At 49.9% G+C, this 14513-nt stretch carries 10 protein-coding genes; 6 read left to right on the forward strand and 4 right to left on the reverse strand.

Annotated features, from left to right (window positions below; genetic code table 11):
- Positions 1-501 precede the first annotated feature (501 nt).
- Positions 502-1008, forward strand: coding sequence for a hypothetical protein (locus IXB50_RS15650; protein WP_215609923.1), 507 nt, complete (start codon positions 502-504; stop codon positions 1006-1008).
- A gap of 222 nt (positions 1009-1230) precedes the next feature.
- Here IXB50_RS15650 and bchB read toward each other — a convergent pair whose 3' ends face one another.
- Positions 1231-2757, reverse strand: a complete 1527-nt coding sequence (gene bchB, locus IXB50_RS15655; protein WP_215609924.1) for a ferredoxin:protochlorophyllide reductase (ATP-dependent) subunit B — start codon at positions 2755-2757, stop codon at positions 1231-1233.
- A gap of 449 nt (positions 2758-3206) precedes the next feature.
- Here bchB and IXB50_RS15660 point away from each other — a divergent pair, with 449 nt between their 5' ends.
- The 4 genes from IXB50_RS15660 (at position 3207) to IXB50_RS15675 (ending at position 8452) form a co-directional block, all read left to right on the forward strand.
- Complete coding sequence (locus IXB50_RS15660) at positions 3207-4031, forward strand: tetratricopeptide repeat protein (RefSeq protein WP_215609925.1); 825 nt, start codon at positions 3207-3209, stop codon at positions 4029-4031.
- A gap of 259 nt (positions 4032-4290) precedes the next feature.
- Positions 4291-5088, forward strand: coding sequence for a PhzF family phenazine biosynthesis protein (locus IXB50_RS15665; RefSeq protein ID WP_215609926.1), 798 nt, complete (start codon positions 4291-4293; stop codon positions 5086-5088).
- A gap of 537 nt (positions 5089-5625) precedes the next feature.
- Positions 5626-7854 carry a molybdopterin-containing oxidoreductase family protein gene (locus IXB50_RS15670; protein ID WP_215609927.1) on the forward strand — a complete coding sequence of 743 codons (2229 nt, stop codon included), beginning with the start codon at positions 5626-5628 and terminating at the stop codon, positions 7852-7854.
- Positions 7855-7999: 145 nt separating this feature from the next.
- Complete coding sequence (locus tag IXB50_RS15675) at positions 8000-8452, forward strand: nitrate reductase associated protein (protein WP_215609928.1); 453 nt, start codon at positions 8000-8002, stop codon at positions 8450-8452.
- A 45-nt stretch (positions 8453-8497) separates the two neighbouring features.
- Here IXB50_RS15675 and IXB50_RS22855 read toward each other — a convergent pair whose 3' ends face one another.
- From IXB50_RS22855 to IXB50_RS15690, 3 genes are all read right to left on the reverse strand, one after another.
- On the reverse strand, positions 8498-8683 hold the full coding sequence (locus IXB50_RS22855; RefSeq protein WP_407658812.1) for an NUDIX domain-containing protein: 186 nt from the start codon (positions 8681-8683) through the stop codon (positions 8498-8500).
- A gap of 103 nt (positions 8684-8786) precedes the next feature.
- A complete protein-coding gene (locus tag IXB50_RS15685) occupies positions 8787-10601 on the reverse strand; it encodes a hydantoinase B/oxoprolinase family protein (RefSeq protein ID WP_246564569.1) in 1815 nt (604 codons plus the stop codon).
- A 30-nt stretch (positions 10602-10631) separates the two neighbouring features.
- The gene (locus IXB50_RS15690; RefSeq protein ID WP_215609931.1) at positions 10632-12752 is read right to left on the reverse strand and encodes a hydantoinase/oxoprolinase family protein; all 2121 of its coding nucleotides are present in this window, start codon (positions 12750-12752) and stop codon (positions 10632-10634) included.
- A gap of 512 nt (positions 12753-13264) precedes the next feature.
- Here IXB50_RS15690 and IXB50_RS15695 point away from each other — a divergent pair.
- Positions 13265-14503, forward strand: coding sequence for a Zn-dependent hydrolase (locus IXB50_RS15695; protein ID WP_215609932.1), 1239 nt, complete (start codon positions 13265-13267; stop codon positions 14501-14503).
- Positions 14504-14513: the final 10 nt, after the last annotated feature.

The following is a 14513-nucleotide window of genomic DNA, read 5'->3' on the forward strand; positions in this document are numbered from 1 at the left end:
AGGTTTATCCTTATCCTGCTTACGAGGTACAAGTTGCGCTTTGCTATGTGCCCCCGCTCTAAGATTCCGGTTATATCCGCTACCTCCTACATTTGATGTGATACCGCTCACCCTAGCCTCTTTGCACTGTTGCTCTTAAATACATACTACCCGTGATATCAGTTTTAGAGATCACAAAAATGGTGAGTATTTATTCCTAATTTGCCAGAATGACCCCAGGGTGAAGGCATTCCCTAGGTAGCAAGGGTACTTTAGGGCTGCATGCCTACGTTTATTCCAGATATCTAAATAGGGTCAGGAATGACGTTACATTTTGTATTTTTCAGCAGCATCTTTTTGAAAACATTGATAACTCAACCTCCTAGAAGCGATCTCAAGAATGATATCTAAAAGTGATATCATTTTTGAGATCATTGTGTAATCTAGAAATATGAGCTTTCAAAATATGAATTCTGCCTATGAATTCATGCGGATCGGAGATTAATTGACTGGGAGGTCACCATGAATACTTTGGGAAGATCTGGGTTGATGCTGCTGTCTTTGCCATTGGCTCTTGCCGTGATTGCCCCTGAAAAATGGGTGCCAGATAATTGGATAAGAGGGGCCGCAGGGGCCGGTATTTTTGCTTGTTTTGCTTTGGTTAGGCAGCAAGACGGTTCTTTGGGGGATTCATTCGATGAATCTTTGGCCTCTCTAGATGCCAGGCCGTACACGAACTTTACGGTTTATTTGCGGGATAAGGACTCGGAAGAAGTGCCTTTCGCGCAAGTAGCGACAGCGACTGTGGAAGAGCGGATTGAAGCTGGTAAAACTGGCTGGGTAAAGCGTTATGGTGTGCTGTCACGGGCAACGCTTCATCAGGCTTCTGTTTGTGGGGTATTAGAGCCTGGCGAACAAGTGCAAATTATGGCACGTAAAGGAAATACATTGATGGTTTTACCTGTTTCAGGCCTTGATATTGCCTCAATGAATAAGACTGCTGCTTGCCCTTCTAATCCGAAATCCTGACTGATAGTGCTCGATATCGAAGGGTATCCACGGGCATCCACAAGGGAGTGTCCCTACAGGATTGCCTCTCATATGTTGACATCTTTTTGTGATATCAGTTTTGATGCTATCTCTATGAAGGATGCTTAAAAGCCTGCCTAGGATTGTTAGGCAGGCTCTAATGGCACTATTCAGATTTTGAGGCTTCTAGGGCTTTTCTTTGCCGATGAAGGATGGACTTTCTTATGCCCCTACAGCTTCTTTTGCTGCGTAGATTACCTCAGCGGTAATTTCCGTATGCCCTTGCTCACGGGCAAACTTCTCGGTGTTGCGCTTGACCTTGCCACGCACAAACCCAGGGACGCGCTTGAGTTCGGTTAAGCCATCGGGAGTCCAGTTGAGGTCTGCATCGGCAGAAAGTGTCTGGGTGATGGCTTCTTTGGTGTCGTGGCCGCCGAAGATCTCCAGAAGGTGGTCTTCCATGCCCAGGGTGAAAGAGTTGTAGATCAGGTCTACGAGTTGATTGGCTCCTTCGTAACCAAGGAAGGGGCGATAGCCGACCGGGAAGTTTTGCACGTGGATGGGGGCGGCGATCACTCCACAGGGGATATTGAGTCGCTTGCCCACGTGGCGTTCCATTTGGGTGCCGAAGATGGCGGCAGGTTCTAGCTGGGCGATTTTATCTGCGATCGCACCATTATCCTCACTAATCAGCACCTCATCGCAGTAGCCCTCCACCTCCTGGCGGAACCAGGCCTCGTCATACTTGCAGTAAGTCCCCGCCAGCACCACCTTCAGACCCATTTCCCGTGAAAGCACCTTGGTCAGAGCCGCCGCATGGGTATTGTCACCAAACACAACACAGCGCTTTCCAGTCAGGTTTTGGCAATCAATGGAGCGAGAGAACCAGGCCGCTTGGGAGGCAAACCGAGTTTGGTCATCAATAAATTGATCGTAGTTGGCATCCACACCACGGTCGTTCAACAATTTTTGGATAGCACGGATACAGCGGGCCGTATCCACCACACCCATGGGCGTGATATCCACATAGGGCATTTCAAACTCCCGCTGTAGATATTCAGCCGTAAGTGAGCCAATCTCCCGGTAGGGGATCAAGTTAAACCAGGCCTTGGGCAAATTTTTGAGTTCATGGACCGACGCTCCTTCGGGGATCACGGCATTGACCTCAATCCCCAAGTCCGCCATCAGCCGCTTGAGCTCGGTGATGTCGTGGTTGTTGTGGAAACCTAGGGTAGTAATCCCAATGATATTGACCGAGGGCTTCTCTGTTCTCCCTTTGGGCAAGTTTCCTTGCTTAGCCGCTTTCTTAAGATAAAATTCAACAATCTGTTGTAACGTCCGGTCAGCGGCCTGTAGCTCATTGGCACGATAGTGATTCACATCCGCCAGCATGACGTCGCCTTGGGCATCGAGCTGGGCACGCTCAACAAAGTTAGCCAGATCCTCTTGCAGAATACTGGACGTGCAAGTCGGCGTCAGAACGATCAGATCAGGATTTTCCTCCTTATCCTTGCGCGTAATATTATCGACAACCTTTTCTTGGGAACCACGGGCTAATACATGGCGGTCCACAACGCTCGTAGTTACTGGGGTAAAGTCGCGCTCACGGGAAAGCATGGAGCGCATGACATTAAAGTAGTCATCCCCTAAGGGGGCGTGCATGATGGCATGGACATTCTTAAATGAGCTGGCAATGCGCAAGGTGCCAATGTGGGCAGGACCTGCATACATCCAATAGGCCAGTTTCATAAAAAGCGCTCCAAGAAAAAAGATCTAAGGTAGGTTAGGGCAACGGACCGAGCTTCAGGTGTTCAAGCTTTGATTACCCAACCCTCAGAATATGAGAGTCCCTAGGATGGCATCGTCATTGCTCAACGATTCGCAACGCTTTGTAAGAATGAGTCACGTTTAGCGAAGTGGGTGGTCCTGCTGTAGGGGCATTGCATGCAATGCCCCTACAGCAGGACCCGAACCAGTTACCTAAAGATGCATAATGATTTTCACATTTATGCAAGCATTGCGACCTTGAACTCAGGGAGCATGGGTTTATGGCCTCAAAATAAGGCTCTTTAACCTAAAGTTCATAGTTCAAAACTCATAACTTTAAGTTGATATCACCCTGATTGTTCTGGAACTACCCCAATCTCTCGTGGAGTATCTCTTAACGAAATTAATCAGTGTTCCCTTAGGAGGCCACCATGCGGTCTATAGTCAGTAGTCTAGGTTTAATGGGTGTATTGCTAGGATTGGCCATGCCCGTGTCGGCCGAGGTGCTGCTACAGGCTGGCGCGACAGAAACCAAGCTAGTCACCGCTGAGTCTCATCGACCTTTGCGCCATCGGTTGACAGCTGAGGCAGGTCAGACAATTGCAATTCAGCTAAAGTTGGCTAACAACAATCCTGACATTGTGAGTCGTGTGGCCGTGTATGCAGAAGGCAAGTACACGCCTCTGGAGGTCGATAGTCAGGTAAGCTATCGAACCGTTGACCCTACACAGAAATCTCAGATTAGTCATCTCATTGTGCTAACGTTACCTGGCGATCGGGGTAGCGGTCGAGTGGCCTATGAGATTGAGCCGCTGTTTGACTATGATGGGTCGCCTCAGTTTGGTATGGAAGCGTCTGTAGAGACAACTGATGGATTGATGCCATCAACGGTGCGCTATCGGATGATGGTGGAGACAGCAACGGTGTCTCAAAAGTTGTTACTGGAAGCTCAAGAACGGCAGGCTCGAGCGGATTATGAAGGTGCTATTGCCACTTATACCCGCGCCATTAACCTCAATCCTGACATTGCTGACTTCTATGCCCAGCGGGGGAGTGCCTATTTGGCTCTGAGTGAAGCGACCGATGTGTCCTCTACCGTGCAGCAAGCGTCTGCCGTGCAGCAAGCGTCTGCCGTGCAGCAAGCGGTTGTCACCGACTGGGAAACAGCGGTGCAGCTCTATGAACAGGTGGGTTATGGTACAGCGGCTAATTCACTGCGTTTTCAGCTTAATCAGCTGGTTGAACAGGGCGAATAGAACATTCACAATCCAATACGCTTGTAGGGGAACCCCCTTGTTGGGTGCCCTATGAATAAAGAAATACAGCAAGGAATTAACCAAGCGCCATCCCATGCGGCACAATACGGTTAGTTCCTGTTGTGGTTTTGTTGTCATGCACATTCGACACTCTGTGACAGCATGGGGTTATTCAACAGTTGCAAAACATTACGCCCCTTAGATCACTTCCCCAAACATGCCAAAATCCTGACAGAGTAACCTCCTCCTCAAAGAACTTATGAAGCAATCTGTCATTCAAGTAGATGCCTTTACAGATAAACCCTTTGCAGGCAATCCTGCAGCGGTATGCGTCAGCCAATCACCGCTGGACGAGGCCTTGATGCAGCAGATTGCAACGGAGATGAACCTCTCAGAGACCGCATTTCTCTATCCGCTAAAGGAAGAAGGCAACTACAGCCTGCGCTGGTTCACTCCTGCCGATGAAATTGACCTCTGTGGCCATGCTACCTTGGCCAGTGCCCATGTTCTCTGGACCGAAGGTCACCTCGAAGCAGGCATTACTGCTCGATTTCAAACAAAAAGTGGTGAGCTACTCGTCGCTCAGCATGGAGAGCTACTGCGCATGAACTTTCCTGCCCAGCCGGTACATGATGCACCGATTTCTCCGGCCATGGTAGCGGCGATGAACCATGCGGATATTGTTCATGGTTCGCGCAATGATACTAACTACTTGGTGGAGTTGCGATCGCACCAAGCTGTCGTTAACCTCACTCCCGACCTCAAGAAAATCGCCAAACTTCCCTACCAAGGTGTCATTGTTACCAGTGCGGGAGACACCCCCTACGACTTTGTCTCCCGCTACTTTGTCCCAGCCATGGGCATCCCTGAAGATCCCGTTACCGGTTCTTCCCATTGTTCGTTAGGCCCCTACTGGCAAGCCAAACTAGGCAAAGACAAAATGTTGGCCTACCAAGCTTCAGGCCGTGGTGGAGAGCTGCATGTGGAATGTACTCCTGAGAGAATTTACATTAGTGGTCAGGCCATTACAGTGATGCGAGGGGAATTGTTGTTGTAAAAGATGTTGGCAATAAGAAATAGAACATCCACTAAAGACTCCAAAAAGAGTCGATACAACTATTAATAGTAATGTTAGCAACAGGGAAATTATCGCCTAGAGGCCATGAGTACATAGCCAGATAATTTTACCCATGTCTTTATTTTCAGTTTTGGGGAATTCAGATGGGCTGTGATCTCACATCATTGGCGTAAACGAGTTGGCCGAGATTAAACCCAGTTTGTTATAGGAGTTCCATATTCCTATGGAATTCCCACATTCAATGGTAACAGTAGCCAAACGAACAGAACCCCCTGAGGGAATGATCTTTAGTAGTATCAATCTAAGTAAAGCCAGAGAATGAAATAGGCATCCACGAATTAGTCGTCGCGGACAGCTTTGTGTGTGTGTGTGAAAAAGAAAGAAGCCTTGGTTCCACTTTGTCATTGAGACGAAGCGAGTTGCGTTGTTCTTGAACGCCTCAGCCAGGATGCTTGGCAGCTGTTCAAATGATTTATTTCTACAGATTTTAAGCAAAACTAGCTGGAGAAATTAAGTATGGTTGGTACAGTTCACAAGACTTTAGAAGTTGTTCATGGTGCTTGTCCTCACGATTGCCCTGACACCTGTTCAATGTTAGTGACGGTGGAAGATGGACGAGCCACTAAAGTAGAAGGAAATCCTGAGCATCCCTTCACCCAGGGCACACTCTGCGGCAAAGTCAGCGACTATCTCGATCGCGTCTACAGTGAAGATCGCCTATTGTATCCCATGCGTCGGGTAGGCCCCAAGGGGAGTGGCCAGTTTGAGCGCATCAGCTGGGATGAAGCACTGACAACGATTACAGAAAAATTCAAGGCAACCATTGCTGAATATGGCGCGGAAGCGATTATGCCTTGCAGCTACCTGGGCCATGAAGGATTACTCAACGGACTGACCGTTGGTGATGCCTTTTTTAATCGCTTGGGGGCAACGGTTACCGAGCGTACTATGTGCATTTCTTGCACCAGCACGGCCTACTTGATGACCTACGGACCTACCCACGGTACTGACCCCGATACCTTCCGCCATTCTAAGTATATTGTTCTTTGGGGATGCAATGCCCTTAGCACCAATGTACATCTCTGGCCATTTATTCAAGCAGCTCGGAAAAATGGGGCCAAGCTTGTTTCCATTGATCCAGTGAGAACGCGTACCGCTAAGCAATCTGATTGGCATATTCCAATACGACCTGGAACCGATGGGGCATTGGCCTTAGGCATGATGCATGTGATCATCAATGAAGGATTAACCGATGATGATTATATTGAAAACTATACCGTTGGCTTTGAGGAACTCAAGGCTCGAGTTCAGGACTATCCTCCCGAAAAAGTTGCTGAGATTACAGGTATTGCCACTGAAGACATTATTACCCTGGCACGAGAATTTGCTGCGACCCAACCTGCTGTTATTCGTATTGGTGTGGCCTTAGAAAAGAACGCTGGCGGTGGCCAGGGCATACGGGCCATTAGTTGTTTACCTGCCCTGGTGGGTGCCTGGCGTCATCTTGGTGGGGGTATGTTACAAGCGCCCATGTGGCCATTTCCCATTCGTTGGGATGTGGTGCATCGTCCCCACTTTATTAAGCCGGGTACAAGAGTCTTAAATCAGTGGCAACTGGGTCGGATTTTGACCAATGAGGTGCCCTTGGATCCCCCTGTGAAGATGTTGTTTGTGTATAACTGTAACCCGGTTACCCAGGCAGCTGAGCAGGAGAAAATTCTGACTGGACTGGCCCGTGACGATTTATTTACAGTAGTGAGTGAACAGTTCTTAACCGATACGGCTGATTATGCCGATATTGTCCTGCCCGCTACTACCCAGGTGGAGAATCTGGATTTGATGTTCTCCTGGGGCCATACCTATGTCACCCTCAATAATGCTGCGATCGCACCCCTGGGCGAAGCTGTCTCCAACACCGAATTATTCCGCAGACTAGCGGCCAAGATGGGCTTTGAGGAAGACTGCTTCAAACTCAGCGATGAAGAATTAACCATGGAAGTGTTGGATTGGTCAGCCCCAGTGATGGACGGCATTGACATGGATGTGTTGAAAGCCCAAGGGTACGCCAAACTCAAGATCGAAGATGTCCCCCACGCGGAGGGTAATTTTCCCACCCCTTCTGGCAAGTGCGAATTTGTCTCTGGCATGGGTGTGGACAGTAACTTTGTCTTACCCGCATTCCGTCAGGGGTACGAGACCTATGAACCAGGTGAGCCAGTCGATCCATTACCCACCTTTACCCCCCAGCGAGAATCCGCCCGCAGTAATCCAAAACTGGCTGAGCGCTATCCCCTTAGTTTAATGTCCGCCAAGCCTCACCAGTTTGTTAACTCCTGTTTTGCCAATTTGCCCAAGCATGCCAAATTGCAGGGCGGTCCCCGGCTGATTATCCACCCTGAAGATGCCAAGGCGCGAGACATTACCGATGGTCAGCTGGTAAAAGTATTTAACGATCGCGGCATATTCCAGGCCCCGGCCATGATTAACGATATGACGCGTCAAGGGGTGGTAGTGGCTCCCCTGGGATACTGGCGTAAGCTCAACCCGGCAGGCGGCACAGTAAATGCTGCCACATCTGCCACATTTACCGACATGGGCCATACGGCTGCGGTGGGTGACTCTCTTGTAGAAGTTGCTGTTGCTGTCGAAAACCAGTCTCCCCTAAGAACACAACTCCTATCAATGATTTCTAGCCTATTCGCCCGAGTAAAGAAAGCAGAGACACCCACAAAAGTTGGCGTTTAGGAATTGGTAAATAGGTGTCTTAAATTATAAGAGATTCAAAATACAGGAGTCAGGAGCTAGAAGTCTTTTTCCATTCTGACTCCTGACTTCTGAATACTCACTCTCACATATCTGAGTTTCTATTTCGTTGACTTACTGATAACCAATGACTCAATTTTTTCGATTTGAAGCTGATTTTGTTGACTCGCTGCGCTGTATTCCCATGCAGGTACGCTACAAACTCGATACCTGTGGGATCAAGCTGAAGCTGCATCAGTGGAGCAAGTTTTCTGAACGCGATCGCAGACTCCTGGCCGAGATTCCTTGCCAAACCGCAGAAGATATTCAAATTTATCGAGAACATCTCCAACAGCTGGTCAAAACAAGAGTAGGAGAAGTGGCCAAGGATCTTCCCATTGAAGCAAATCCAGATTGGGAAAAGATTACTACAATTCCTGCCTCAGTGGCTGAAAAGGCAGATGAAACGGGTGTTAACTTAAATTTAGAACATTGGCAAACGTTAACAGACATCCAACGCTTTGCTCTGATCAAACTCAGTCGTTCTAACCATGAGAACCGCAATTTTCTACCAGCCCTCAAGGAGTTTCAAGTGGTCTAAATAGTTCTCGTGCTCGCTTACCATCGGTAGGGGCTGAAAATGTGCTCAAGAATTAGTTGCTTGGCTAAGATCGACTGATAATTCCTCCAACACTTCCCTCTTCAGGGTCTCAATATCGTTTTCCCCTGATTCTCGCTGACCACCAGGAATGTAAAACAGTTCTTTCCCATAGGAGCGAACGCATAGAAGCTTGTGATCATGGCACTCATATGAAATCCTGGTTGACAGCATCCGATATCGAAGGGCATCCACAAGGGAGTGCCCCTACAGAATTATCCATTTTGGTATCACTATTGCCAGGGTAATAATCTGTGGATGCAGAAATTATGTCGCGCTATTGCCGTAGGGATGCTGTTGCTGCTTGATCTACGTCTAAGGTGACCGGATCGATTACTACACTATAGTCTTGCCGTGCAGATTCTACGGTGAGAAACTCATCTAAGACATCTTCTACAACTAAGGCTGGAGAACGCTTCAGGGGATTACCATAGCCACCACCGCAAGGGCTAATGGTGCGTAGGGTGTCGCCAGGCTTAGTTTTTCGACAGGGAAATTTAGACGGTAAAATTTGCACCTCGTCCTCATCTGGATTGAGAATTTGTACGCCACCAGGGGTACCATCTTCTCCACCAAAGATGCCCCAGGGCGCATACTTATTGCCTTCTCCTTCTAAGGACATTTGTCCTGGTGCGAGAAACTGAATATCTCGAATGGAACCCAGACCACCCCGCCATTTACCCGCACCGCTGGCATCTTCAATCAGTTCATAGCGAGTTACCCTCAGGGGTAAATGGGCTTCAATATCTTCAATGGGATTGTTGCGGGTGTTGGCATAGAGCGTATCCACCCCATCCATGCCATCTTTACCATAGCGTCCCCCATAGCTACCTTCGGTGATATCCATATAAACCCAATAGTCTTCATCCACAGCACCGCTGTAGGAAACAACTTTGATATTACCGATACCACCGCTGACATTTTGGGGCGCTACCTGGGCCAGGGCCTTCATCAAAGTATCAGCAACAATATTGCCTGGACAACAGCGGGCAATCACTGGGGCGGGATAAATGGGATTTGCCAGACACCCTTTGGGTGCAACAATGTGGATAGGACGCGCCAGGCCAGAATTCTGGGGCACATATTCCATCAACGCTGTGTCTAGCAAGACAGAACGCAGGGTGACAAAAATAGCAATATCCACGGTGCCGACAAAGGGCATATTGATGGGACGATCGTCTACCTGGGGGGCTGTGCCAGTGAGGTCGATGGTCATGTCGCTACCGACGATGGTGACGGTGACAGCAATCTTTAAGTCTTTTTTGCTGGGATCTGGATCATCCAAGAATCCATCGATAAAACCTTCCGCAGAGTAAGTACCATCCGGCAGCTTTTCAACAGCCTGACGAATCATCCGTTCGGAATAGTTCATCAAGACTTCACTAGCTGCCAATACCGTATCTAGACCATACTGGTCCACCAATTCCAGAAACCGTTGTTCCCCCACACGACAGGCCGCCACCTGGGCTTCAATATCTCCCACTACTACCTGGGCACTGCGAATGTTTTGTCGCAGCATGCGCCACACCTGACGATTTTTGACCCCCTTTTCATAGATCTTCACCGCCTTGAACTGGAGTCCTTCAGCAAAGGCATCCACGGCATCGACAATACCGCAGCTACCGGGAGATGAGGAGCCAATATCCAGGTGGTGGGCTGTGGTAAAGGAATAACCAATTAGCTCTTCTCCCCGAAAGATGGGAATACCAATACCAATGTCTGGCCCGTGGGAAGCACCGTAGTAAGCGTGATTATGCAGAATCACATCACCGGGGTAAAACTCTTCCCCATCTTCTTCCATGGCTTTGAGTACGCCTCGCATGTAGCCAGGGATAGGCCCAAGCTGTAGAGGCGTGCTATAGGCACATTCGGCCAGTTGCTGACAGTCGGCATCGAGAATGGCGGCACCAAAGTCCTCTGACTCACGGATGATACTGGAGTAGGACATACGGGCAAGTTTGTGGCCCATTTCCAAGGCAATGCCGTTGAGGGCTCCGGCGAGGACCTGGGCAGTGACGGGGTCGATTTTTGGGAGTTGGCGGGGTTTGGTGGGGGAGATTGTCATGGTAATAAGGTGGTACAGACGTTCCATGGAACGTCTGTACATTGGGGAGAGGGATTATTAGGCGGGGCTTTGGGCAGTGGCCATTTCTAGGGCTTTGTCTATGGGGGAGTCATCGGTTACGCGAATGACCAGGTTGCCGTTGGGTTCTACGGTGGTGCGGCTGTGGGGAGGTAACAGAATCGTGGAGTCTTTTTGGAAGATGACGGCAGGGCCTTCGATGTGGGCTCCGATGGGGAGTCGGTCTCGGTCGAAAAATTGGGTGGAGTATTTTTCGAGCTGGCCGTTGACTCGGAAGTAGGTGACGGCGGTTTTGAGCCAGGCGTCTTGCAGGTCTCCTTTGGCAGGGGCGGGGAAGTCGGAGAGTTTGGGCATGGGGCCAGTGCCGGTGACCCTGAGGGTGACTAACTCTACCGGGTTTTCTGGAAAGGCATGGCCATATTCGGCGGTGTGGAGATCGTGAAACTGTTGCCAGACAGATTGCAGAACAGTTTCATCTAGAATGCCGCCGGGCACTTGGGCTCGCAACTCGTAACCCTGACCCACATAGCGACAGTCGGCAAACCGTTGTAGAGTCATATCTGTTTCGCTAAAGCCATCGGCCCGGAGTTGTGCTTTCACCTGCTCTTCCAGGGATTGTAAGTCGGCATTGAGCTTGGACAAATTGGGTTCGGTGCTGAGGGTAAATTCGTTTTGAATCAGATCATGCTTAAGGTCGGTAGTGAGCAGGCCCATGGCGGAGGTAATGCCGGGATAGCGGGGGACAATCACTTCGGGGATACCGAGGGATAGGGCCACTTCAGCAGCGTGGAGGGGACCCGCACCCCCTTGAGCTACTAGGGCAAACTTGCGAGGGTCTTGCCCTTTTTGAATGGTGCGGGAGCGGATGGCATTGGCCATATTGTTGTTAACAATGGTGAGAATCCCTGCTGCTGTTTCGTGAAGGTCTAATCCCATACGATCTGCTAACGCTTGCACTGCAGCAAAGGCTTGCTCTGGGTAGATGGTCATTTCACCACCGAGAAAATATTCTGGGTCCAGTCGATTGAGAACAACGTTGGCATCGGTCACTGTTACCTCAGTGCCACCCTTGTCGTAGCAGACGGGACCGGGTTCAGCTCCGGCACTGCGAGGACCGACGCGAAATGCTCCACCTGTATCAACATAGGCAATGCTGCCGCCACCGGCACCAATGGTATGCACATCGATCATGGGCACCATGACGGGGTATCCGGCAATCCAGGTATCTCTTGCTGTGGCTTCAGCAAAGCCCCGTTCGGTAACAATACCAATGTCGGTACTGGTGCCACCCATGTCAAAGGTAATTAAGCGATCGCGATTAGACTGAGTGCCCGCAGCTGCACCGCCCAGAACACCAGCGGCTAACCCTGATAACAACAACGTAACGGGTTGCTCTCCGGCTACATCAGCTGTGGCTACTCCACCGTTGGAGCGCATGATGTGCAGTTCGCCCCGTACGGATTGTTTTTTCAGGCTCTGACTGAGGTTGTTGATGTAGCGTTTCACTTTAGGACCAACAAAGGCGTTAATACAGGCGGTGGTGAATCGTTCAAATTCTCGAAACTGGGGAAAGATACTGGCGCTGGTAGTGATAAAGGCTTCGGGGTAGAGCTCTTGGGCCAGGTTGGCTACCCGTTCTTCGTGGCGGGCATCAAAGTAGGAGTTGAGAAAACAAATGGCGATGGATTCGACTCCGGCTTCTTTGAGTTCGAGAATGGCGGTTTTGGCTTCGGCTTCGTTTAAGGGGGTGAGAGTTTCGCCTTTGGGGTCGAGGCGTTCTGAAACCACTTTGCGATCGCGCCTTTTTACCAACGGTCTCGCCTGCCAGGGAATATCCTGCATGATGGAATAGTGCTGGGGGCGTTGATGACGACCAATATGGACAATATCCCGATACCCCTTAGTGGTCACCATGCCCGTACGAGCCCCATCATGGGTGAGTAGCGTATTGGTAGCAATAGTCGTACCGTGGAGCACATGCTCAATGTCACCGTAGTCAGCCTGGGCCATCTGACATAGAGTTTCAATCCCCTCAATCATGGCAATGGAGGGATCATCCACCGTTGTCGGCACCTTATGGATCCAGGTCTGTTGTTGCGCCACATCCGCCAAGATTAAGTCAGTAAACGTGCCGCCAATGTCTACGCCGATCAGTTTCATGCTGGGTCCCCAAGATAGAAGCCGCCGTTGGAATCTTAAGCATTTACCCCTAGACAAAGTGTTCAGCACGGACCATTTAATTTTTTCCTAATCATGGGGTGGATACATATCAACAAACTGTAATACTCTAAGACATGCTCTACTTGGAGGTGAGCTGTGCCCACTCTCCCGTATTCAACGTTTGGAATTACGATGAAAAAGATGTTCCAACAAGGTTGTGCCAAACAACAATGCGATAACCTGATTAATCGTCCCCGCCGTAACCCCTAACTTATGTGCCATTTGGGATACCCGAGTATGGTGGGTTGTAGGGCGGCATTCCGGCCCTGCCCATGGGGAAACCCCAGTTTGCCTAGATGGGATAACGTGGATATTTCCGGAAAGGGAACTCGGAGGGACCCCAAGCAGCATCTTTAAACACCCCATCAATATCCTACACTACGTTTCCCCAACAACCTCTCTAATACTCCGAATATAGTTACTCTAGCTATAGCCAAAATCACGAACTTATTATGGTTACTGTCACCCTACAAACCAATCACGCTCGCCTCCAACAACGCCTCAACGATCTCTCCACCATCGGCGTACTCCCCTATGGTGGAGTACGCCGCATGGCCTATAGCCCAGAAGACTTAGCCGCTCGCCAGCAGATGATTACCGCCATGGAACAGGTAGACATGGCCATCACCATAGATGCCGCTGGCAACATCATCGGACGCTACAGCGGTACCCAAGATCTACCCGCTCTAGCCACTGGCTCCCACATTGACACAGTCCCTGCCGGGGGGCGCTATGACGGAGCCCTGGGAGTCCTTGCTGGCATCGAAGTTGTTGCCACTCTGCACGAAGCTGGACAACGCCTTAAGCATCCTATTGAAGTGATTGTATTCACCGATGAGGAAGGGGAGATGATTGGTAGTAAGGCCATGGCAGGTACAGCCCATTACACCGATGCAGAGTTCTATCAAAGACTGGATGGCACTTCAATTCAAACCTGTTTACAACGGATTGGTGGAGATTGGAAGCAGCTGGCCACTGCTCAACGAACATCCCAGGATGTAGCGGTTTATCTGGAATTACACGTAGAACAAGGCGGTGTACTGGAAGCAAGAGAATGCCAGATTGGTGTAGTCCAGGGCATTGTTAGCCTACAGCGCTATCTGGTGACCATTTCGGGGCGTCCTAATCACGCGGGCACCACTCCCATGGATATGCGCCAGGACGCTCTCTATGCGGCTTCTTTATTAGTGGCAGCGGTACATGATGTGGCTGTGGATATTCCTGGTGACCAGGTAGCCACGGTGGGGTATTTGGATGTGACTCCCAATGCTGCCAACATTGTACCGGGGCAGGTAGATCTCACCATTGATATGCGAGATTTATCTCTAGAGACGATTGAGACGATGGTGAATGCTTTGCAACAAAGGGTACAGAAAATTGAAGTGACTACCGGTACTCAGATTCAGTTAGAACGGCAACATGCAGTGGAGCCCACCCTGGCTAGTCCCAGGATTCAAGAGACTATTGCCGCTGTCTGTGACTCCCTAAAGCTGAGCCATTACTCTATGCCCAGCCGCGCCATTCACGATGCTCAGGAAATGGGTCGATTTACCCAAATGGGCATGATTTTTGTGCCCAGCCAGGCAGGAGTGAGCCATGCGGAAGATGAATACACTTCGCCAGAACAATGTGGCCAGGGGGCAGATGTGTTGTTACATACGCTATTGCAGCTTGATCTAAATTTGTTGTAGAGGTTGAGGA

The sequence above is a fragment of the Leptothoe spongobia TAU-MAC 1115 genome, assembly GCF_018739885.1.
GTDB lineage: Bacteria > Cyanobacteriota > Cyanobacteriia > Phormidesmidales > Phormidesmidaceae > Leptothoe > Leptothoe spongobia.

What these genes read in the sequence shown, in the direction of transcription:
- IXB50_RS15675 (WP_215609928.1), top strand. Translation starts at nt 8,000, where the DNA reads ATGACTCAATTTTTTCGATTTGAAGCTGATTTTGTTGACTCGCTGCGC.
- IXB50_RS22855 (WP_407658812.1), bottom strand. Translation starts at nt 8,683, where the DNA reads ATGCTGTCAACCAGGATTTCATATGAGTGCCATGATCACAAGCTTCTA.
- IXB50_RS15690 (WP_215609931.1), bottom strand. Translation starts at nt 12,752, where the DNA reads ATGAAACTGATCGGCGTAGACATTGGCGGCACGTTTACTGACTTAATC.
- IXB50_RS15650 (WP_215609923.1), top strand. Translation starts at nt 502, where the DNA reads ATGAATACTTTGGGAAGATCTGGGTTGATGCTGCTGTCTTTGCCATTG.
- IXB50_RS15670 (WP_215609927.1), top strand. Translation starts at nt 5,626, where the DNA reads ATGGTTGGTACAGTTCACAAGACTTTAGAAGTTGTTCATGGTGCTTGT.
- IXB50_RS15685 (WP_246564569.1), bottom strand. Translation starts at nt 10,601, where the DNA reads ATGGAACGTCTGTACCACCTTATTACCATGACAATCTCCCCCACCAAA.
- IXB50_RS15695 (WP_215609932.1), top strand. Translation starts at nt 13,265, where the DNA reads ATGGTTACTGTCACCCTACAAACCAATCACGCTCGCCTCCAACAACGC.
- bchB (WP_215609924.1), bottom strand. Translation starts at nt 2,757, where the DNA reads ATGAAACTGGCCTATTGGATGTATGCAGGTCCTGCCCACATTGGCACC.
- IXB50_RS15660 (WP_215609925.1), top strand. Translation starts at nt 3,207, where the DNA reads ATGCGGTCTATAGTCAGTAGTCTAGGTTTAATGGGTGTATTGCTAGGA.
- IXB50_RS15665 (WP_215609926.1), top strand. Translation starts at nt 4,291, where the DNA reads ATGAAGCAATCTGTCATTCAAGTAGATGCCTTTACAGATAAACCCTTT.